The sequence below is a fragment of the Pirellulales bacterium genome, assembly GCA_036490175.1.
Lineage (GTDB): Bacteria > Planctomycetota > Planctomycetia > Pirellulales > JACPPG01 > JACPPG01.
On record DASXEJ010000356.1, the window covers coordinates 1 to 20,489 of the forward strand.

The following is a 20,489-nucleotide window of genomic DNA, read 5'->3' on the forward strand; positions in this document are numbered from 1 at the left end:
ACCGTGGCCGCGGGCTCATTTTTCGGGTCGTGCGGCTGAAAGAACCAAGCGCAGATGCTGGGCAGCACGATCACGGCGGCAGCAACCAGTGCCACGTCTCGGCCACTCCACGGGACCGATGTGCGCTTTTCATAGGGAACCAGTTCACGTCCTGCCGAGTGCAACGCAAAAATATGGTTCCACAGCAGAATGCTCGCCAGCACGATGGCCAGCAGAATTCCCAATTGCAGCGCCGCGAAAGGAAACATAGTGATCGCGTAACCGTCAGCGCCCTCGGTTCGTAACACATCGCCTGCCACGGTCGCCACAATCGCTGGCAAGCCCATCCGGCAGGCAATCTACGATTGCCCCTCGAGCAGATTCACGGCCGTCCGAATGTAGGCCACGCCGGAATAGATAGTCAGTGCCACGGCGGACCATACACTGGCGATCAATAACCATTCGATGGCCGCCGGCACGGCGTCCGGCGGATAGGAAAGATAAAACAGCGACACGCCGATAGCGACGCATTGCAAGACCATCTTCAACTTGCCCGACATCGCGGCAGAAAAGTCCGCTCCGCGCTGCTCCAAAAAGCTCCGCAGCGCCGTGACCAGCAGCTCGCGACCGACGATGACTACGACCATCCAGGCCTGCACGTAATCGTGCAACTCTGGAATGGCCGCTAGAAAAATGAAGCTGCCGCACACGATGATTTTGTCGGCAAAGGGGTCGAGAATCCGCCCCAATGTGGTCACCATGCCATAGCGCCGTGCCAGATAGCCATCGACCCAATCGGTCGAGGCCGCGATCAGAAACACGACAAACGAGGCCAGATACAGCTTCCAGACAATCAACACGAACAACACGACTGACAATGCCAGCCGCATGGCTGTCAATTGATTCGGCAGATTGAAGGCCGTGGCCCGGGCTATGTTCTTTGTGCTCACCGTCATGGCGATGATCCTCAGCGCGGTTTGCCGACGGCCGCTGCCACCAGGTCGTACCCGTGCGCAGCCACTACCTCGCACTCGACTAGCTGACCGGCTCGCAATCCTCTACCTGAAACATAGACCACGGTATCCACGTCGGGGGCGTCCGCATAGGTGCGGCCAATCCAGGCCCCTTTTTCCTCGGGCACGGCCCTGTCCAACAGCACGTCGTACTTTTGGCCGACGCGTGTCGCACTGAAATTCAGGGCAATCTCTTGTTGCACGCCCATCAACTCATCGCGACGTGCTTCCTTGACTTGCTCGTCAATGTGATCAGGCAGCCGCGCGGCCGGCGTGTCGGGCTCGAACGAATACGTAAACACTCCTAGCCTCTCGAAGTGTTGCTCGCGGACAAATTCCACGAGCTCGGCGAATTGCTCGTCGGTCTCGCCCGGAAAGCCTGCTATGAACGTCGTGCGCATGACCAGGTCGGGAATGGCGCCCCGCAGCTTCTTCAACAGCTCTTCCGTCTCGCTGCGCGCGACGCGCCGTTGCATCCGCTTCAACATCGTGTCGTTGATGTGTTGCAGCGGCATGTCCAAATAGGGGACGATTCGCTTCGCGCCGGCCAGCACGTCGATCAATTCATCGCTGAAGTACATAGGGTACAAGTACATCACGCGAATCCAATCGAGCCCTTCGATCTTGTCGAGTTCCGTCAGCAATTCAGGCAAACGGGGCCGCCCGTACAGGTCCAGACCGTAGTAGGTCGTGTCCTGGGCCACGATGTTCAGTTCGCGCACGCCATCGGCCACGAGCTCGCGTGCTTCGTCAAGGACCTCTTCGATCGGCTTGGTGGCGTGCTTCCCGCGCATTTTGGGGATCGCGCAGAACGTACACAGCCGGTCGCATCCCTCGGAGATCTTCAAAAAAGCAAAATGCCGCGGCGTGATGCGCAATCGCGAACGATCCGGTAGCGGCGAGGCGGGCGCCGGCTGAAACACGCTGCGTTGCTCGTGCAAACCGCCGATCAACCGGTCGGCTACCTTGGTCACCGATTCCCGGCCGAAAACACCCACCAGACAGTCGATCTCGGGGCATTGCTCGAGCAGCGCCTCTTTCTCGCGCTCGGCAAGGCAGCCCGAGACGATTACGCCCCGGATACGGCCGCGGCGCTTGAGGTCCAGCATTTCGCGGATAGCGCCGTACGATTCCTGCCGCGCCTGCTCGATGAAGCCGCAAGTGTTGACCACGACCAGGTCGGCTCCGTCGGGCTCACTCACCAGCCGATAACCGTCCAACTGCAACAGGCCGAGCATTCGCTCGCTATCGACCAGATTTTTGGGGCAGCCGAGACTCACAAACGAGTAGGTCCCTTTTTCCGTGCGCGGTGCGGTGTCGCGAGGGGGTGCAGCGGCACTCGACTTTCTCGGCTGGTCAACAATGGGCAACAACGTGATCCACTCCAGAGGCAAAGACCGCAAGGACGGCAACCGCGACGAGAACCCGCCTGCGAGCCACAAATGCTACCCAATGGCTGGCAAACTGGCGAGCCGGAACTCATCCCATTGTCGGTCAGGCAAGGAACATGACAAGGGACTGCTCCCCCAGTTCAGGTTAATTTATCTCGGCTAAACTCGACAATATGCCAATCGGACTGGGCCTGCCGACCCGTTTTTGCCATTCGTGAGTTTCGTGTGTCGGTCGCGCCTGTCCTCTCGTCGAAAACTCCCTATTACACCGATCCAGGATCTCGCAACAAAATTCGTTCCGCCGCACATCGACCGCAAATGCGTTTCGCGCGTTCGGAACAAATTTCAAATCCCCTTTGACATTCAGCGGGCATTCCGCCGATTGCCTTCGCGACACATCGCCGTTCGTGCCGTACATTCAATCACTTTCCGGCCATGGCGGATCCTTCTGCCTTTGATCTTGAGCGTGGCGAGACGCAATGACCACGCGCGTTTCCTACGCTCTATGGCGCTAGGCCACGTTCCTTCCCCTGCTGGAACGCGGCGCGTGCTGACCATAATGAGAAACTGGCCAAAGATTCTGCTGGCAGATCGCATGGTTGCTAGATATAGTGTACAAAAGTACACATATCCGAGGGGCAAGATGCTTCCCGACATACCCGCCGACGAACTGGCAGCCTGTCTCGACCGCACGGCCTCTCGACTCCTGCGCCGGGCTGGCGTCCGCACTCCCCCGGTCGATGCCCTGCGCATCGCGACCACACTCGGAATCCAGACCGCCGTCGACGCCAGTCAGTCCGCGCGGGCCCGCTATGTCGAATTGCGTGCGATCCGGGGCCGAACCGCACGTCCGGCTATTTTGCTCCGGCCCGAACCGCGGGCCGAGCGCCGCCAATGGGCCGTGGCGCATGAACTTGGCGAGCGTGAAGCGGCAACCATATTTCGTCGCTTGTCGGTCGACCCCCGCGCGGCCCCGCCAACAGCCCGCGAATGGGTCGCCAATCAATTGGCCAATCGAATCCTTTTGCCAACACGCTGGCTGTTGCGGGGCGGCAGCGCCACCGCCTGGGACCTGTTAGCTCTAAAAACCCGTTTCAGCACAGCCAGCCACGAGCTGATTTTGCGAAGGATGCTGGACTTCTCGCTGCCAATCGTCGTGACGATTTTTGATCATGGGGTACGGTCGTTCCGTCGCGGTAACGTCGGGGGCCGACTGGCACTGACGCCCGAGGAGCGCGCCTGCTGGCTGGCAGCGCACGTTAGCGGCCAAGTACACGAGCGGGCCACAGCGACCTCATCGATACGCTGCTGGCCCGTCCACGAGCCAGGCTGGAAGCGAGAACTTTTGAGGCTGGAGCTTCAAGAAGGGTTTGATGAAGGACCCGCCGAGGAGTGGCAATCCGACGATACCTCCGTCGAAGACCAAGAGGACCAGTGGCTGCGCGAAGATCTTTAACGACCAACGGCATTAACGGCCCCAACACAACGAGACCAACGGGGAAGCCGCTACATTCCATCCCGCGCAACATGTCGCTCAAGGGTCTCCTGCAAATCGCTGACGGAAAGTGGCTTTGATAGCACTCCGCGTGCACCGCATTCCAAGACAGCTTGGCGATCTTCGTCCCGAGGGAAATTCAAAAGCGCAAACCACGGAATGTCCGGGCGATGCGCCGCCAATTCTCGCAAGATCGTAAATCGATCCGCGTCGGTATTTGAAAAATCGCAGACTCCAGCCGTCAGCGAAACGGATGCCAACGCCGCGACGGTGCCGATCGGCGCTACTTCATACCCGCAGGCTCGAAAAACCTCGGCAAGCATGTCGCGGGCTTCAAGTTCGGCACTATAAATGGCAATCGTGCCGTGTGCATGGTCGCGCGCCGACTCTGCTGTGCAGAGCATCCGCTCCTCTTCGGTCGCGGTTACGGGCAAAGTGAGTGTGCCCACGCTATGACGTTCGAGTCCTGTCATTTCGCGCTCAAACCAAGCGGGCCACTGATGCCAGTAGATGCGCGGCACGGCCGGCCATGGGCGACCCGTCCGCGATTCTCCTTCGCACCAGGAGCCCGTAAGGGCGACGATTCGCGCCAGCGGCGCCCAAGACCACAGCCGCTCGACCTCTCCGGCGGCGAACTCGCCGGGACGTCCTGCCAGCAGGACGATCAAATCGGGCTCGTAAGCCATTGATCCGAGCGCTTCGTCGAGGCGAACAATCTCGATGGCCTGCGTGCGGGATCGAATCTGGGCCACGCACTCACGGAATTCACGGCGCGCCGCGTCACCAATCAACAAAACGTGCAGAGGCCATCGCGCGGGCAAACCTCCGGAAACCTCTGTCCAGGCAACTTCTGACTGCGATAAGTCGATCATCTTAATTCGGAAGGGCTCCCTCCCCTGCCGCGATGACCTGCTGTACCTCGATGGCATTCTGAGCGCCGCGCAATTCAGGCAAGAACGTCGGCAGTGCCAGCAGCCGACTCAACCGCGCTAGCGTTCGCAAATGTCCCCGGTCGTCCGTAGAGCAGATCAAGAAAAACACGTCGGTCAAGAATCCGCGCCGGCTGGCAAAGGGGATGCCGCGGTCCGTTCGTCCCAGCGCCAAGAACGGGCGATCGAGTATGCTCGCTAGGGGCCGTCGGGGATGCAGCATGGCGACGCCGTTCTCCAATGCCGTGGGATACAAGTCCTCGCGGCTGCGGACGGCCTCAGCCATCTTGTCCGGGTCCCACAGCCAACCGGTGCGGACCGCCACTTCGATCATGGAGCTGATCACCGAATTACGCGTCCGCGACGCCAACGGAATTTCTATCGCAGACCGCGGCAACATCTCGGCCAGCGAAACGGAGGTCTCCTCGTCGGTCGCGGCGCTGCGATCCAGGGCGACTTCAACTCGCGCAAGTTCTTCGGCGTCGGAGAGTCCGATCCGATCTTCTAACCAATGATGAATCTCGGCCGCCGAGAAACGCCAGGCTCCAGTGACTCTGCGCCCGGGCAGCTTGCCTCGGTCTGCCAGCTTTGCAACTTGCCCAGCATCCAAGTGCAAATAATTGGCAAGGCTCTCAATGTCGAAGTCTTCGTCCGGCATATGGCGCGGCGTGGGCTAGCAGGAGGTCGAGCGCAAGATAGAGAGGAAATCAATTCGGCAAACTGGGCGATACTGATGACATTATTGTTTCGTTATCTTACCGCGTTTGTCTACCCCAAGGCGTTCTCAAAGATGTTGCGGTACCGACCTTGACACAGAACCAGAATTTCGGAGAATCCCCGCCGCCAATCGACTGTTTGATCGGCAGGATTCACTTCGGTAATAAACCCTCTCGTCACAGCCTCGCGACGCCTGAGCCATCAACGTCGTCTTGGTAATCTCCCGCATGAAGCCAGCCAGGAAGGCAACGCTTTTTGTGGGAACTAGACGAGCGATAACGTAAACAAGTCAAACGTCCACGCGACTGCCGGCACGGAGGCCGCACGTCATGGAACGACGGACCAATTCGGTCCGCGGAGTCAGTCTTCGCGAGTTACTGCCCGACGCGCAGTTGCTCGGCGCCGACGACGTCCGTGTGCATAGCTGTTCGAGCGATTCGCGCCATTGTCGTCGCGGCGACTTGTTCGTCGCGCTGCCAGGCTCGCAACGCGACGGACATGACTTCGCTGCCGATGCTGTCGCACGTGGCGCCACGGCCATCCTCGCCAGTCGCCCCTTGCCGGGCGTGACGGTGCCGGTCTGCTTTGTGCCAGATACGGCCGAGGCGCACGGACTGCTCTGCCAGGCCCTGGTAGACAACCCTAGCCGCCGACTGCGCGTCGTGGGAGTCACGGGCACCAATGGCAAAACAACTACAACACATTTAATTGCCGGAATTCTGTCAGCCGCGGGCTTTAGGCTGGGGATTCTCGGCACGTTAGGCTATTGCGATGGTTCCGTCGTGGCGCCGGCCGATCACACAACCCCTCCGGCCCCCGTGCTAGCCAGTTGGCTGGCGCGTATGGAAGCCGGCGGTTGCAGTCACGCCGTGCTGGAAGTTTCCAGTCATGCCTTGGCACAACGACGACTGTCCGGCGTGAACGTCGACGTCGCCTGTGTGACAAACGTCCGCCACGATCATTTCGACTTCCACGGCACACAACGACGGTACATTGCCGCCAAAAGCCGGTTGCTCGAGCATCTGGTCCCCGAAGGCGTGGCCATCATCAATGGCGACGACGCGGGCAGCGGCGCCTGTGCCGCGCGGTATGACGGTCCCTTGGTCACCGTGGGCATTGACGCGCCGGCCGAGATTACGGCCACGTTGCTTTCCCAATACCCCAGTGAACAGACATTTTTGCTCGATACCGGCAGCGAATCAGTGCCAGTGCGCACGACGCTGATCGGCGCACACAATATCTACAACTGTCTGGTGGCCGCCGGCGTTGGTTTGGTTTACGGCATCGACCTGCCGACAATCGTCCGCGGCCTGGAATCCGTACAGTTCGTGCCCGGTCGCCTAGAGCGACTCGAGTGCGGCCAGCCGTTCAGCGTTTTTGTCGACTACGCCCACACGCCCGACGCCTTGGCAACCGTATTGGATACGTTGCGCAGCGTGACGCAAGGTCGCGTGTTATGCGTCTTTGGCGCGGGCGGCGATCGCGACCGCTCGAAACGTCCACTGATGGGGCGTGCCGTCGAATGTCGCGCCGACGTATCCGTCATCACCAACGACAACCCTCGCAACGAAGATCCCGACGAAATTGCTTCGCAGATTCTCGGCGGGCTCGACGATCCCACGCACGCTCAGGTAATCCTCGATCGTGCCGCGGCCATTCGCTGGGCCCTCAGCGAGGCCCGCGCAGGCGATTGCGTGGTGATCGCGGGTAAAGGACACGAAGACTACCAGATCATCGGCAATGATCGCGCGTATTTCGACGATCGCGAGGTTGCCCGCCATTGGCTATACGAGTCTTCACTCGTCGACGATCTCTCCCGCGCTAGCGCTTGAACAACACGATCCGCAGGCCCTGCCATGACTCAACTGACTCTTAAAGAACTCGAACAAATCCTGGTCGCCGACCGCGTCGTCGGCGGTCCGATTGACCGTCCCACTTTACGACTCGATCACGTACGCATCGACAGCCGAGAAGTTCATCACGGGGATATCTTCTGGGCGCTTCGTGGCAAGCACCATCATGGCGCCGCTTTCGTCGCCGATGCCTTTGATCAGGGTGCAGCCGGCGCGATTGTGGACGTGCCAAACATCGAGGCTCCCCCCGGACGCTGGGTCATGCAAGTGGAAGACACCACACAGGCGCTACAACGTGCCGCCGATTGGCAACGCAGTTGCTTTACGGGCCGAGTGATCGCCGTGACAGGTAGCGCCGGCAAGACGACGACCCGGCAAATGATCGACAAAGTGCTCAGCAGCCGCTTCACCGGTACGGCTAGTCCGGAAAACTACAACAACCACTTGGGCGTCCCCCTCTCGATACTCCGCTGGCAAGAGTCCGACGCCTATGCCGTGTTAGAGATGGGCGCAAGTGCCCGCGGCGAGATTGCCGAGTTGTGTCGCCTGGCCCGCCCGAGCCTTGGCGTAATCACGAATATCGGCACGGCCCACCTGGGCAGCTTCGGCGGCCCGGCGGCGATCGCGCAAGCGAAAGGCGAGTTGCTCGAGGCTCTGCCGCCCGACGGTTTGGCCGTGCTCAATGGCGACGACCGTCAGCTACGTCGCATTGCCGAACGTTCGCGGGCCGTGGTGGAATGGTGCGGGCGCAGCGGGGACTGCGACGTAATGGCCACAGACGTCCGCAGCGCGGACGGGCACTTACAGTTCGTCGTCGATCATCAACACTTCAGCATTCCAGTGTGGGGCCGACATCATCTGACAAGCGCCTTGGCGGCAGTGGCTGTCGGAAGAGCTTTCGGTATGTCGGTTTCCGAGATCAGCCAGGCCCTGTCCGATTTCGAGCCGCCGCCGATGCGTTGCGAGGTGAGCACATTCGGCGCGGCGCGCGTGATCAACGATGCCTACAATTCCAACCCTATCGCCATGCGGGCCGCGCTCGAAGTCCTCCGCGAAGATCCCTCGATGGGACAGCGGATCGTGGTCTGCGGCGATATGCGGGACCTGGGAAACGACGCGCCGCGATTGCACCGCCAAACCGGGGACGAGGTCGTAACCGTTTGCGGCGCCGACCTGCTCGTCGCTTGTGGCGAACATGCAAACGACATGGTCGCCGGCGCCGTGGCAGCGGGCATGCCATCGCAACGAACCATTGCTTGTCGAAACACGGAAGATGTCGAACCGGTGCTCGCCAAAATCGTAGGGCCCGGCGACGTCGTCTTGGTTAAAGGCTCTCGAGCCATGAATATGGAACGCCTGCTGGACCGATTCCGGCCACCAGCGCGGCGGGCTGCCTAAGCGGGTAGTGCGAATCGATATCCGTCACGTCTTTGTAATCACAACGAAACACTTCAAATAGTTGCAAGCTCCATCGTAAGTGCGTTGGTTTGCGGGAACCTGCGCGCTGCCCACTCTCCTGGGTAGGAGCATTTAACTTGTTGGAATCAGCGGTTACTGGGTCAACCGCTCCGACAAGTGCTTCGCGATGGAGCTTATTACTGAGCGCCGGAGCGGCTGCGAGCCGCTCCGGCTGCTCAGGGAACACCAATCGACACCGGTCGCGGCAAAAACAGGCCCGGCCGGTGTCGGTTGCGTTGAGAGGAGACCTGATTCTCGCGCCTTCGGGCCAGGTCGACGCGATTCGTTCCTGTCGACCCCCATGCTCGCCAGCGCCAGGTCCTCTATGTTCGAGTGGTTCTTCAATTATCTCGCTTGCGGCCCGTTGTTCGGCGCGACACCGTTCGCAACATCGCCGCTCGACTTGGGTTTTCGCAGCATCGCCGCGGGCGCGCTCGCCATGATCCTTGTTCTGCTGGGCGGTCCAGCGGGCATTCGTTGGCTCAAGGCGCGTTTTTGCGATCCGCTGAAAAGCGGCTCAGCAGAGCTCGACCGGTTGCACCGCGCAAAAAACGCGACGCCCACGCTGGGCGGAATCTTGATCGTGGCCGTGGTAACAGTCATCGCCCTGTCGCTGACCGATTTTGTGAATCGCCTGGTGCTGTTGGCACTGGCGAGCACGGTCGGCCTGGCGCTGGTCGGCGTGATCGATGATCTCGTGAAACTGCGCACGCGCGCCGCCGGCCTCGGCTGGAAGGCAAAGCTGTTGGGCCAGTGCCTCGTGGCGGCTATTCCCGCCAGTTGCTTCTTCGGCGGCTGGTGTACGCCGTCCCCGATGATTCTGTCGCCGGTCGCTAGCAACGTTCTCATTGCGATGCCGTTGGTGACAATCCCCTGGACGATGTTGGTAATCGTCGCCACTTCGAACGCCGTCAATCTAACCGACGGGCTCGATGGACTGGCCGCTGGTTGCCTTGCCCTGGTCGCCGCGGCGATGGGCGTGGTGGCCTATGTTGGCGCAGAAGGTCCTGCACGGGAACTCGTTGTCGTCACCGCGGCACTTGTGGGCGGCTTGCTGGGTTTCTTGCGATTCAATCGGCACCCGGCCCAGGTCTTTATGGGCAACGTGGGATCGGTGTCGCTCGGCGGATTGTTGGGCTTTCTCGCTGTGGCCACAGGCACCGAGCTATTGCTGCCGCTCGTAGGCGCCATACTTGTCGCGGAAACCGCCAGCGTGATTCTGCAGGTCGGAATGTTTCGACTCAAACGGCGGCGGATTTTTCTTTGTGCCCCGCTGCACCACCATTTCGAGTTTTTGGGCTGGCCCGAGCCGATGATCGTGCGCCGTTTCTGGGTCGTAACCGCCGTGTCCGCCACGATCGGCGTGGGCGCAGCGCTGGGCGGCCTGGCAACAAGCAGGCCAAGCCCGGCTGCGCCATCGACACTCGTTGCTGCCGGCGATGCGGCACTGCCGAGATGATTATGCCGTCTAGCCAAGAATACGTGCCACATATCGTCTTCGCCGGAGGGGTGACTGGAGGTCACCTTTTTCCAGGGTTGGCGATTGCCGAGCAGCTGGCTGCGACAAGACCAGGAGTACGCATCACTTTCCTCGGAGCTGGCACGGCCTTCGACCGCACCTACGTCGCAAGGGCCGGTCACCGTTACGTCCACATCGACTGCCCACGGTCGCCTCGCCAGGTACTGGAAACCGCCAAGTTTGGCTATCGGATGCTGCGCGGGTTTCGCGCGGCAACAGACTTCTTACGTAGCCAGCGTGCGTCGCTGGTAGTTGGGCTGGGCGGTTTCGCCAGTCTGCCCACCGGACTGGCGGCGGCGCGCCTCAAGCTGCCCCTGGTACTACTTGAACAGAATATGATCGTCGGTCGGGCCAATCGACGACTCGCTGCGTGGGCCCACGCGTTGTGCCTGAGCTTCGAGGACACACGCTGGTCGCCAGCTCACGCCGGAATTCCCGCTCGATATCCCACGGTCGTAACGGGTACGCCAGTTCGCAGGCGTTTCTTGCAAGTCGCCAACGACCACAGAAAAGTTGCCAAGCGGCAGCAACTTTCTGGCGACAACATGCCGTCGGAGCGCACTTTTGATTCGGAAAAGCCGATCCTGCTCGTGTTGGGTGGCAGCGGCGGCGCACGGCTGTTGAATCAAACTATGCCAGCGGTCGTCACCGCCCTGCGCGACAAGTTGCAGCACTGGCAGATTGTGCATCAAACAGGCCCTGGCCAAGTGGCGATGACGCGGGCCGCCTATGCGTCGGCGAGAATTGCCGCCACGGTCGAACCGTTTTTCGACGACGTGCCCACGTTGCTGGCCCGAGCGCGATTCGTGGTCTGCCGACCGGGAGGGTCGACTTTGGCTGAGCTCTCGGCGCTCGGTGTTCCTGCCATCCTGATCCCCTTTGCCGCAGCTACCGACGATCACCAACGACACAATGCCCTGGCCTTCGCGGCCGCGGGAGGGGCCGTCGTGGTTGATTCCGACAACCGGGAACCAGCCGCACTGACTGAGCAGCTGGCCCGCGCAATCCGCGAACTGATCGCGAATCCTGGGCGGTGTCTGGCGATGGCCGAGGCCCTCGAATGCCTATCGCACCCCCACGCGGCCCGGCATATAAGCGAAATCGTCAGGCAATTCTCCGGAAAACTTGCCCGCATTAACGACCAACAATCACCAGCCCCCCCTGCCCCTCCACCTTACATTGACTCTCGGGCGGCCTGAGTCGTACCATCCCCGGTCATCGCTTGCAGTCGTTAGGGCACCACGCGCCCCAATGCGCTCACCTCCGCACGAATGATTGAACCCGCCCTCGCATCCGCCAACAGCCGATAGAACCTTGATCGTTCCGCTAACCACCGCTTTGCCTTGCTTGGCGCATCATCCGGCGCTCGCGCCGCGCGCCCATATGGTCGGCGTCGCCGGAGCAGGTATGCAGGCGCTGGCCCAAGTACTGCTCGAACGCGGCTGGCGCATTTCCGGCACCGACGCAAATCCACCGCCTGCCTATTGGATGCGCGATTGGGATGTGCCCTTATTTGTAGGCCACGACGACCGACAGATCGCCGGTGACGAGCAACTGGTCATCTTCAGCGACGCCATACCGGCAGACAATGTCGAGCGACGTGCGGCGAGCCATCGCGGGCTGAGACAACAAAGCTATGCCCAGGTCGTTGGCGCCTTGATGACCGAGTGCCGGGGCATGGCCGTCGCCGGCACGCATGGCAAGAGCACAACCGCGGCGATGATCGCCCAAGTAATGAGCGGCGCGGGATTTGATCCTACCGTCATCTACGGCGCCGCACCGCTCGAAGGATCCAATGGCGGCCGGGCCGGCGATGGCGAGTGGATGGTGGCCGAGGCCTGCGAGTATCGCGCCAACTTTTGTCATCTGCGCCCGGAAATCGCGCTGGTACTGGGAATCGAACCTGACCATTTCGACTACTACGCCACACCGCTCGACCTGGAAGCTGCCTTTGCCCGGTTTCTAGGGCAAGTGGATCGCGACGGCGTGATCATTGCCAACGCCGATTGTCCCGTCACGAGGCGAGTGCTAACCGATACATCGGTACGGCTGGTCGCATTCGGATTTTCGCCCGACGCGGATTGGCGACCTGGCCGAATCGAACACGCGCTGGGACGGCACCGCTTCGACATTCAATTCCAGGGTCAGAATTTTGGGCGGGTTACGTTGCGCGTGGCCGGCCGTCATCAAGTTGCGAACGCCCTGGCCGCGGCGGCCGCCTGTCATGCGGCCGGTGTTGGGCACGACGAAATCGTAGACGGTCTAAACCAGTTCGCCGGGCTACGTCGCCGGTTGGAGCACGTGGCCACCGTCGCCGGTATCGAGGTACTCGACGACTACGCCCATCATCCGACCGAAATCCACGCCGCATTGGACGCTACAAAGTTGATGTATCCCGGCCGCCGGATCTGGTGCATCTTTCAGCCGCATCAGGTCTCGCGCACCGCGGCGCTGCTAGACGAATTCGCAGCCAGCCTGCACAATGCCGATCGGGTGGCCGTGACCGACGTATTTGTTGCCCGCGAAAATCCCGCGGTCGCCCCACGGGTCATGGCCGAGAATCTGGCTGAGCGCGTGCGGGTCCTGGGGGGCACGGCCTTGCCGGATTGCAATGCAGAGACGATCTTGAACAAAATAGCCGCCGCCGTGCGAGCGGGTGACGTTGTGATCACCCTGGGTGCCGGCGACATTCGGAAACGATGCGATGAGCTTGTTAACAGGATTCGAACCTATCGTGCGTCAGAGTGAGCCGCTCGCGCAACATACCTGGTTTCGCCTCGGCGGAGCCGCTGAGTACTTTGCCGAGCCGCGCACGACCGACGAGTTGCAGGCGCTGGTGCGCCGTTGTGCCGAGGAGGGGATTCAAATCCGCCTGCTCGGTGGCGGCTCGAACGTGCTGGTGCGCGACGAAGGTGTGCCTGGCATGGTAGTGAGCTTGTCCGAACAAGCCTTCGGAGCCATCGCCGCCAAAGGTCGCAAGATCACGGCCGGCGCCGGGGCAAAGCTGGGACATTTGATCTCGGTTGCGGTGCGCGAGGGATTGGCCGGCCTCGAGCCGCTCGTCGGTATTCCGGGCAGCGTTGGTGGCGCCCTGCACGGCAATGCGGGGAGCCGCGGCGGCGACATTGGCCAATGGACGTGTCGCGCCAGCGTGATGACCCGCAGCGGCGAGATTCTGGAACGCGACCGCGACGACCTGACATTCGCTTATCGCGAAAGCAGCCTCGACGAGCTCGCCATCCTGCAGGCCGAGTTCGAACTCGAGAAAGAAGACCCTGAAGAACTCACCAAACGGATGCAGAAGTACTGGATCGTGAAAAAGGCCAACCAGCCGCTAGGGCACCAGAGCGCAGGCTGCATTTTCAAGAATCCACGCGGTATGAGCGCCGGCATGCTGATCGACCAGGCCGCACTAAAAGGAAGCCGCATAGGCGGCGCGGAAGTAAGCGACGCCCATGCCAATTTTATTGTGGCCGATTCCTCGGCATCCAGTCACGACGTACTGCGACTGATCGATCTGGTGCGCAGCCGCGTCGCCGAACGACTAGGGGTCGAGTTGGAAACCGAGATCGAAATCTGGTGATCTGGCACTGGCCCCACAAAGGTGCCACGTACCGATAAACAGGAACAACTGGCGGAGCCAGTTACGCACACGCCCACCAAGAGTTGACATTTTTTCAGTGGTCTGCCGTCAAGGAGGATGGCGCGATGGTTCATGTTTCTACACAAGCGGGCTTGCGCGTGGTCGTGCTCGCCGGCGGTGATTCCCCCGAACGTCCGGTTAGTCTGGCAAGCGGTGAGCAAGTCGCCGCGGCGCTAGCCCAGGCTGGCCATCGGGCAGACATTTGCGATCCCGCGGCCGAGAGTCTCGAAGCGTTTCCCTGGACGGAATACGACGCCTGCTTTCTGGCGTTGCACGGCGGCGCCGGTGAGGACGGGCATGTACAACAACGCCTGGCGACGCTCGGCGTGCCGTTCACCGGCAGCGATGCGCGGGCCTCGCGACTGGCGATGTGCAAAAGCGCCAGCAAAGAGCGGCTTTTTCAAGTCGGTGTGCCGACGCAACCTTACGTTCTGTTGCACCAAGCCGACTCCGCGGCCGATATCGCCAGCAAGACTGCTTCGTTGCGGTTCCCGGTAATCGTCAAGCCCGATAGCCAAGGATCGAGCCTCGGTTTGGGAATTGCCCGCACCGGCGACGAGTTGCAATCAGCCGTCCGGGCGGCATTGGCAATCGATCCCTTCGTCATCGTCGAACCGTTCATCGTGGGACGCGAGTTCACGGTGGCTATTTTGGGTCGCCAGACTTTGCCGCTGCTCGAGATTGTCGCGCCGGCAGGCCTGTTCGATTACGAAGCGAAATACGAAAGCGCCATTACCGAATATCGGTTTGACACGGGTTTATTGCCGGAAACGGTCGCAGACATCGAGCACGCGGCGGTCGCGGCCGCCGAGGCACTGAATACGTCGGGCCTGGTGCGCGTCGACCTTATTCTCGATCGCATGGCCCGTCCTTGGATTCTCGAAGTAAACACGATTCCCGGCATGACGCCCCACAGCCTGGCGCCCAAGGCCGCGGCACGGGGAGGCATGAATCTGGCGGCGCTTTGCGAATGGATGTTGGAAGACTGCCTGGCCACAAGCGAGGTCCTGCAATGAGTCAGACCAAGAACGTCGAGGCCAAGAAACCGCCACCCGCACCTTCGTCCCCATTGCGCCAGCTGCTCCGAGCGCATGCCCGCCGGCTGGTTCTGGTGGCGCTATTGTGCGCCGCCACGGGGGGTGGAATCTATGCACTCTGGCGTTCGGTCGCGCACGACGTGCTGCACCATGACCAGTATCGGCTCACGCTCGATCAACTGACGATTACGGCCCCCCCTGCTTGGTTGCACACGACCGACGTTCGCGAGCAGGTCTTTCGCGAGGGTGGGCTTGCGAACAACGTCTGGCTGCACGACCCGCATCTGGCCGAACAGGTCAGCAAAACCTTTGAATTGCACCCCTGGGTCGCCAAAGTCAAAAGGGTGAGCGTGCGCGGCGCGAAAGTCGACGTCAATCTTGAGTACCGCCGGCCCGTCTGCATGGTCGAGGTCGCGCCCGGCCTGGTGCAGCCGGTCGACGTCGAAGGCGTCATCTTACCCCGCGATGATTTCACGCCAGCCGAAGCCCGACGCTACCCACGGCTGGCTGGCGTCACGCGTATGCCGGTCGGTCTGGTCGGCGAGCCATGGGGCGATTTGCACGTCGTCGGTGGTGCGGAGATTGCCGCCGCGCTGGCCGATTTTTGGGAACAGCTTCGATTGGACCATATCGGCGTGATCACCACCGGAACGCCGGAGATCCTCTTTGAACTGGCCGTCCGTAGCGGCACCAGCCATGCCGCCGACAAAATCACGTGGGGACACGCTCCTAGCACCAGCGAGCCGAACGAACCTGCCGTTGAGCAAAAGATTGCTCGGCTGAAGGTTTTTCTTGACGACGCCACGACCGACGCCGTTTCGGCAGGACGCCGTGATCTTGACCTCCGCCGTGAAGCCGCACCACACACGGCCATGAATCCGGACGATACCGGCACTGCCGTGCAGTAATACCACGATCTACGGTGCGCACGAAGCGGATACGCTAGCCGCCCGACGTCGCATCGCAGAGTTCGATGACATGCCGCTCGACGACGAGATCGGATGTAACGAGCTCTGATGTGCTGTCGCCGTCTTTGGCATGCGCTCGCGGTTGCCCTTTGCCGTCGCCGTGCAACAGCTCCTCGCGAACGATCGCCATTTCAGCCGGCGCCTCGATACCGATGCGGACGCTTCCTTGGGCCAATCGGACCACGGTGATCGTGACCTTCTCTCCCACGACGATCCGCTCGCCCACCTTCCTGGATAAGACAAGCATGAGTTGAGTCCCTTCGCAGTTGCTAGCCAAGTCGTCTTTGGAATGTAGTCACTGCCCAAAAATCCGTGGGCAAGACACAACGCGGCGATTCCTGGTTCGGCTCCCTCAAATACACCAAGCTGGCAGCGAAAGCATACCGATGCCAGCAACCCGGAGCAAGCGAAGTTTCTCGGCTTAAAAAGATCGCAGAATCCGTGCAATCTTGCGCGAAAATAAGAAGACTAGGGCGTCTGGCGAACGCCGAGTCGTTGGATACCTCTCACGGCAAAACATAAGCATTCTGTCGAGGCATCTACCTCGCCCTGAAGGCATCATTGGCCGCAGCCACGCTGGCCCCATGCTCGAATTTGACCCCCTGCTCGGCCAGCAGTTGCTCGAGAGCGCCTAGCAGCACGAGCACGTTATTGGCGCGCGAGGCGTGCCCCATCAAGCCGATGCGCCACGCGCGTCCCTTGAAGTCGCCCAATCCGCCGCCGATCTCGATGCCGAATCGGTTCAACAGACCGTTCCGCACCGTCACGTCGTTGACTCCCTCAGGAATCCAAACGGCGTTGAGCATCGGCAATTGGTGCCCTTCGGCACTTGCGTATCGGATCCCGATGGCCGCCAGCCCCGCCTTGAGCGCGCGATGATTCAGCATGTGCCGGGCGTGGCAGGCTTCGAGCCCTTCTTCCAGCACCAACCGCAGAGCCTCGTACAGGGCGTACGTCATGTTGATCGGCGCCGTGTGATGATAGACCCGCTCCTCACCCCAATACTTCGCCAACATCGACACGTCGAGATACCAACTCTGTACTTTCGTCTTGCGAGCAAGCACGACATCCATCGCCCGCTGGCTGAACGTCACCGGCGCGAGGCCGGGCGGACAGCTCAAGCATTTCTGCGTTCCGGAATACAGAGCGTCGATTTCCCACCTATCGACCTCGACCGGAATGCCGCCCAAGGCCGTCACCGCGTCGACCAATAACAGGGCGCCGGCGTCGTGCACGAGGCGTGAGATTTCTTCGATCGGCTGCCAGGCGCCCGTCGAGGTTTCGGCCATGACAATGCCGACGACCTTTGGCTTCGCCTTGGCGAGGGCGTCTTTCAAGTCGGCCGGGCTGAAAACCTCGCCCCAGGGGCGGTCCACCCGCGTGACGCGCGCTCCGGCGCGCTCGGCCACGTCGAACATGCGCCCCCCGAAGACGCCGTTGACGCATACCACCATCGAGTCACCGGGCTCGATCAGGTTCACGACCGTCGCTTCCATGCCGGCGCTACCAGTGGCGCTGACGGCCATCGTCATGCGGTTGGTGGTGCGCATCACTTTGCGCAACATCTGCTGCATGTGGTTCATCAGCTCTAGGTAATACGGATCCAGATGGCCAACCGTGCTGGCCGACAGCGCGCTTAAAACGCGCGGCGGGATTTCGCTGGGACCTGGCCCCATCAAGAGACGCACTGGGGGCTTCAGTTCGGGGGCCACGGCATCGCAGGCAACAACATTGTCAGACATAAGGATTAACCAGCAAGTGAGGAGTAAAACATCAGGCGTCAGCTGGCGGCTTTTCCTGCACCAGCGCGCTAATTTGCTTGAACGGCATCGTGCCGGAACGCTCGCACCATTCGAACAGCGCTGCTTCGGTCGTCGTCAGTGTGGCCCCGGCCGAATCCATGCGTCGCAGTGCGATCTGGTAATCGATATCGTGTCGAGCGCCGATTGCATCCACGGCCAGATAAACCCTGTATCCGGCTGCCAGCAGATCGAAGGCCGTTTGTTGAATGCACACGTGCGCTTCGATGCCGACCAACAAGACGCGACAGATATCCTTCGCCTTCCAACTCGCCATGATTTCGGTGCAGGCACAGCAGCTGAAATCCGTCTTGGCCGCGATGGGCCCCAGTCGCTCGACCAGTTCCGGCACGGTGGGGCCGAGCCCCATGGGATATTGCTCGGTGGCGGCAATCGAAACGCCCAGCGCTTTCGCGCCGTCGATCAGACGGCGAATGTTCCAGATAATGCGACGATGCCCTGGCACGAGCGTGATAAGTTTTCCTTGTACGTCGACGACCAATAGCGCCGTGTCGGCGGCCGACATCAATTCGGGACTGCGCGCCAACGACGATATCGATGTAGTCGATGAATTCTCGTTCATAACGAGCAGCTTAACGCATCGCATTGCAACGGGCTAGCCGCGCGGCAGTGCGGCGTTGTTGGCCCTGGTGCGACCTCGCGCTTTTGGCGAGAATGACAGGCACGCTCTCGCCGCGCGACCGATTGTCGAGCCGCCACACCACGGACACGCATGATGAAAACACGATCGACGACGATCCTTACCGTCAGGCATCGCGGCCATGTGGCCATCGGTGGCGACGGGCAGGTTACGCTCGGCACCGTCATCATGAAGGGAGACGCGGTCAAGATCCGTCGCCTTTTGGAAGGCAAGGTCATCACTGGCTTCGCCGGCAGCAGCGCCGACGCCTTCGCGCTGTTAGAACGCTTCGAGGCCAAGCTCAAGGACTACCCGTCGAATGTCCCCCGGGCCGCCACGGAACTGGCCAAGGACTGGCGCACGGACAGGGCCTTGCGCCGGCTCGAGGCACTGCTGGCCGTTGTCGACTCGCGCAATACGCTGCTCGTAACCGGCAATGGCGACGTAATTCAGCCGACCGATGGCGTACTGGGCATTGGTTCGGGAGGGAGCTACGCGGTGGCCGCGGCACGCGCGCTGGTCGCGCATAGCGACCTTTCGGCCGAGCAGATCGTGCGTGCAGCACTCGAAATCGCCGCCAGCATCGATATTTACACAAACGAGAACATCACGGTGGAGGTGCTCGCGTGCACGACCTGACCCCTCGCGAGATCGTTGCCGAGTTGGATCGGCACATCGTCGGACAGGCCGATGCCAAGCGGGCCGTGGCCGTGGCTATTCGCAATCGTTGGCGCCGCCAACGGCTGGGCGACGATATGCGCGCCGAGGTCGCGCCGAAGAATATCCTGATGATCGGCCCCACTGGCGTGGGCAAGACCGAGATCGCGCGCCGCCTGGCGAAGCTGACCGGCGCGCCGTTCATCAAAGTCGAAGCGACCAAGTACACCGAAGTCGGCTACTACGGTCGCGACGTCGAAAGCATGGTCCGCGAACTGGTCGAAAACGCCATTGGCTTGGTGCGCGAGTCGGAAAGGGCCAAGGTCGAGCAGGAAGCCCGTCGTCGTGCCGAAGAGCGACTCTTGGATATGCTAGCCCCTCCGCCGGTGAGCTACGAAATCGGCACCGACAGCCCCGACTCGCCCGAGCGCTACGAGCGGACGCGAAAAAAAATGCAAGACATGCTGGCCGCCGGTGCCCTCGACGAACGCAAGGTCGAGCTCACCGTCGAGCAAAAGAGCATGCCCATGATGTTCACTGGCATGGGCATGGAGCAGATGGATATGGACCTGCAGGGCATGTTCGAGAAAATCCTGCCCAAGCAATCATCGCGGCGCGAGGTCTCTGTCGCCGAAGCCCGGCGGGTACTGTTCGAACAGGAATGCGAGGCACTGATCAATCAAGAAAAGGTGAACGCCGCGGCGATCAAACTGGCCGAAAATCTGGGAATTATCTTTCTCGACGAAGTCGACAAGGTTGTCGCCAGTGAAAACACCAAGGGAGCCGATGTCTCGCGACAGGGCGTACAACGCGACTTGCTGCCGATCGTCGAGGGAACCACGGTGCAGACGAAATATGGCTACGTCACCACGGATCATGTGCTGTTCATCGCCGCTGGGGCTTTTCACCGTGCCAGCCCCAGCGATTTGATGCCCGAGTTGCAGGGCCGGTTCCCGATTCGCGTGGAGCTGACAGACCTGACCAAAGATGATTTTGTCCGCATCCTGACCGAGCCCAAGAACGCGCTCACCAAGCAATACACGGCGCTCTTATCCACCGAAGGGGTAACGCTGGAGTTTGCTCCAGACGCCGTCGAATTGCTGGCCGACTATGCCTTTAAGGTGAATCAGTCGACACAGAACATCGGCGCTCGTCGCCTATACACAATTATGGAACGGCTGCTCGAACAGCTGAACTTCGAAGCTTCCGAGATGCGTTCTGGAAGCGTGCTGGTCAATGCCGCGTACGTCCGTGAAAAGCTGGACGAAATCACGCAGGACGAAGACCTTAGCCACTTCATCCTCTGAGAGCGATTCTCTAGCAGCACCGTCCGGCGCCCGGAAATCCTGGCGCTTGCTGAACGATTACTCCATCGCTCAGTCGCGCAATCG

19 protein-coding genes are annotated in these 20,489 nt (G+C 61.2%); 11 read left to right on the plus strand and 8 right to left on the minus strand.

Annotation, left to right across the window (positions count from 1 at the left end):
- The 3 genes from VGG64_27115 to rimO all read right to left on the minus strand — a co-directional run.
- Window positions 1–320 (minus strand): hypothetical protein (locus VGG64_27115; protein HEY1603303.1); only part of this gene is annotated, 320 nt, incomplete at its 3' end.
- A gap of 18 nt (window positions 321–338) precedes the next feature.
- Window positions 339–935 carry a CDP-diacylglycerol--glycerol-3-phosphate 3-phosphatidyltransferase gene (gene pgsA / locus VGG64_27120; protein HEY1603304.1) on the minus strand — a complete coding sequence of 199 codons (597 nt, stop codon included), beginning with the start codon at window positions 933–935 and terminating at the stop codon, window positions 339–341.
- A gap of 11 nt (window positions 936–946) precedes the next feature.
- Entirely contained in the window at window positions 947–2,272 is a 1,326-nt protein-coding gene (gene rimO, locus VGG64_27125) for a 30S ribosomal protein S12 methylthiotransferase RimO (protein ID HEY1603305.1), read from the minus strand.
- Window positions 2,273–3,026: 754 nt separating this feature from the next.
- On the opposite strand from rimO, the gene VGG64_27130 reads away from it, so the two are divergent.
- Entirely contained in the window at window positions 3,027–3,839 is an 813-nt protein-coding gene (locus VGG64_27130) for an ImmA/IrrE family metallo-endopeptidase (protein ID HEY1603306.1), read from the plus strand.
- Window positions 3,840–3,889: 50 nt separating this feature from the next.
- Here VGG64_27130 and VGG64_27135 read toward each other — a convergent pair whose 3' ends face one another.
- Together VGG64_27135 and VGG64_27140 are read right to left on the minus strand one after the other, a co-directional pair.
- Window positions 3,890–4,750 carry a response regulator gene (locus tag VGG64_27135; GenBank protein ID HEY1603307.1) on the minus strand — a complete coding sequence of 287 codons (861 nt, stop codon included), beginning with the start codon at window positions 4,748–4,750 and terminating at the stop codon, window positions 3,890–3,892.
- A 1-nt stretch (window position 4,751) separates the two neighbouring features.
- Window positions 4,752–5,465: a PTS sugar transporter subunit IIA gene (locus VGG64_27140; protein HEY1603308.1), complete on the minus strand. Its 714-nt coding sequence runs from the start codon at window positions 5,463–5,465 to the stop codon at window positions 4,752–4,754.
- Window positions 5,466–5,853: 388 nt separating this feature from the next.
- Here VGG64_27140 and VGG64_27145 point away from each other — a divergent pair, with 388 nt between their 5' ends.
- From VGG64_27145 to VGG64_27180, 8 genes are all read left to right on the plus strand, one after another.
- Complete coding sequence (locus VGG64_27145; protein ID HEY1603309.1) at window positions 5,854–7,356, plus strand: UDP-N-acetylmuramoyl-L-alanyl-D-glutamate--2,6-diaminopimelate ligase; 1,503 nt, start codon at window positions 5,854–5,856, stop codon at window positions 7,354–7,356.
- Window positions 7,357–7,380: 24 nt separating this feature from the next.
- Window positions 7,381–8,775, plus strand: a complete 1,395-nt coding sequence (gene murF, locus VGG64_27150; GenBank protein ID HEY1603310.1) for a UDP-N-acetylmuramoyl-tripeptide--D-alanyl-D-alanine ligase — start codon at window positions 7,381–7,383, stop codon at window positions 8,773–8,775.
- 385 nt (window positions 8,776–9,160) lie between these two features.
- Entirely contained in the window at window positions 9,161–10,294 is a 1,134-nt protein-coding gene (mraY, locus tag VGG64_27155) for a phospho-N-acetylmuramoyl-pentapeptide-transferase (protein ID HEY1603311.1), read from the plus strand.
- Window positions 10,295–10,296: 2 nt separating this feature from the next.
- The gene (locus VGG64_27160) at window positions 10,297–11,553 is read left to right on the plus strand and encodes a UDP-N-acetylglucosamine--N-acetylmuramyl-(pentapeptide) pyrophosphoryl-undecaprenol N-acetylglucosamine transferase (protein ID HEY1603312.1); all 1,257 of its coding nucleotides are present in this window, start codon (window positions 10,297–10,299) and stop codon (window positions 11,551–11,553) included.
- A 115-nt stretch (window positions 11,554–11,668) separates the two neighbouring features.
- Window positions 11,669–13,102 carry a UDP-N-acetylmuramate--L-alanine ligase gene (gene murC / locus VGG64_27165; protein ID HEY1603313.1) on the plus strand — a complete coding sequence of 478 codons (1,434 nt, stop codon included), beginning with the start codon at window positions 11,669–11,671 and terminating at the stop codon, window positions 13,100–13,102.
- Entirely contained in the window at window positions 13,059–13,937 is an 879-nt protein-coding gene (murB, locus tag VGG64_27170) for a UDP-N-acetylmuramate dehydrogenase (protein HEY1603314.1), read from the plus strand. The genes murC and murB overlap by 44 nt, the downstream gene beginning before the upstream one ends.
- Before the next feature lie 125 nt (window positions 13,938–14,062).
- Window positions 14,063–15,013: a D-alanine--D-alanine ligase gene (locus VGG64_27175; GenBank protein ID HEY1603315.1), complete on the plus strand. Its 951-nt coding sequence runs from the start codon at window positions 14,063–14,065 to the stop codon at window positions 15,011–15,013.
- Window positions 15,010–15,942, plus strand: a complete 933-nt coding sequence (locus VGG64_27180; GenBank protein HEY1603316.1) for a hypothetical protein — start codon at window positions 15,010–15,012, stop codon at window positions 15,940–15,942. Before VGG64_27175 ends, VGG64_27180 begins: the two co-directional genes overlap by 4 nt.
- 34 nt (window positions 15,943–15,976) lie before the next feature.
- On the opposite strand, the gene VGG64_27185 is transcribed toward VGG64_27180, so the two are convergent.
- The 3 genes from VGG64_27185 to VGG64_27195 form a co-directional block, all read right to left on the minus strand.
- The gene (locus VGG64_27185; protein ID HEY1603317.1) at window positions 15,977–16,249 is read right to left on the minus strand and encodes a carbon storage regulator; all 273 of its coding nucleotides are present in this window, start codon (window positions 16,247–16,249) and stop codon (window positions 15,977–15,979) included.
- Window positions 16,250–16,541: 292 nt separating this feature from the next.
- The gene (locus VGG64_27190) at window positions 16,542–17,744 is read right to left on the minus strand and encodes an alanine--glyoxylate aminotransferase family protein (protein HEY1603318.1); all 1,203 of its coding nucleotides are present in this window, start codon (window positions 17,742–17,744) and stop codon (window positions 16,542–16,544) included.
- A 31-nt stretch (window positions 17,745–17,775) separates the two neighbouring features.
- Entirely contained in the window at window positions 17,776–18,384 is a 609-nt protein-coding gene (locus tag VGG64_27195; GenBank protein ID HEY1603319.1) for a hydrolase, read from the minus strand.
- A gap of 153 nt (window positions 18,385–18,537) precedes the next feature.
- On the opposite strand from VGG64_27195, the gene hslV reads away from it, so the two are divergent.
- Both hslV and hslU read left to right on the plus strand, forming a co-directional pair.
- Window positions 18,538–19,080 carry an ATP-dependent protease subunit HslV gene (gene hslV, locus VGG64_27200; protein HEY1603320.1) on the plus strand — a complete coding sequence of 181 codons (543 nt, stop codon included), beginning with the start codon at window positions 18,538–18,540 and terminating at the stop codon, window positions 19,078–19,080.
- A complete protein-coding gene (gene hslU, locus VGG64_27205) occupies window positions 19,068–20,405 on the plus strand; it encodes an ATP-dependent protease ATPase subunit HslU (GenBank protein ID HEY1603321.1) in 1,338 nt (445 codons plus the stop codon). Before hslV ends, hslU begins: the two co-directional genes overlap by 13 nt.
- Window positions 20,406–20,489 lie beyond the last annotated feature (84 nt).

Coding starts and splice junctions, on each gene's coding strand:
- pgsA (HEY1603304.1), bottom strand. CDS start 935: ATGACGGTGAGCACAAAGAACATAGCCCGGGCCACGGCCTTCAATCTG.
- VGG64_27130 (HEY1603306.1), top strand. CDS start 3,027: ATGCTTCCCGACATACCCGCCGACGAACTGGCAGCCTGTCTCGACCGC.
- VGG64_27135 (HEY1603307.1), bottom strand. CDS start 4,750: ATGATCGACTTATCGCAGTCAGAAGTTGCCTGGACAGAGGTTTCCGGA.
- VGG64_27140 (HEY1603308.1), bottom strand. CDS start 5,465: ATGCCGGACGAAGACTTCGACATTGAGAGCCTTGCCAATTATTTGCAC.
- VGG64_27145 (HEY1603309.1), top strand. CDS start 5,854: ATGGAACGACGGACCAATTCGGTCCGCGGAGTCAGTCTTCGCGAGTTA.
- murF (HEY1603310.1), top strand. CDS start 7,381: ATGACTCAACTGACTCTTAAAGAACTCGAACAAATCCTGGTCGCCGAC.
- mraY (HEY1603311.1), top strand. CDS start 9,161: ATGTTCGAGTGGTTCTTCAATTATCTCGCTTGCGGCCCGTTGTTCGGC.
- VGG64_27160 (HEY1603312.1), top strand. CDS start 10,297: ATGCCGTCTAGCCAAGAATACGTGCCACATATCGTCTTCGCCGGAGGG.
- murB (HEY1603314.1), top strand. CDS start 13,059: ATGAGCTTGTTAACAGGATTCGAACCTATCGTGCGTCAGAGTGAGCCG.
- VGG64_27175 (HEY1603315.1), top strand. CDS start 14,063: ATGGTTCATGTTTCTACACAAGCGGGCTTGCGCGTGGTCGTGCTCGCC.
- VGG64_27180 (HEY1603316.1), top strand. CDS start 15,010: ATGAGTCAGACCAAGAACGTCGAGGCCAAGAAACCGCCACCCGCACCT.
- VGG64_27185 (HEY1603317.1), bottom strand. CDS start 16,249: ATGCTTGTCTTATCCAGGAAGGTGGGCGAGCGGATCGTCGTGGGAGAG.
- VGG64_27190 (HEY1603318.1), bottom strand. CDS start 17,744: ATGTCTGACAATGTTGTTGCCTGCGATGCCGTGGCCCCCGAACTGAAG.
- VGG64_27195 (HEY1603319.1), bottom strand. CDS start 18,384: ATGAACGAGAATTCATCGACTACATCGATATCGTCGTTGGCGCGCAGT.
- hslV (HEY1603320.1), top strand. CDS start 18,538: ATGAAAACACGATCGACGACGATCCTTACCGTCAGGCATCGCGGCCAT.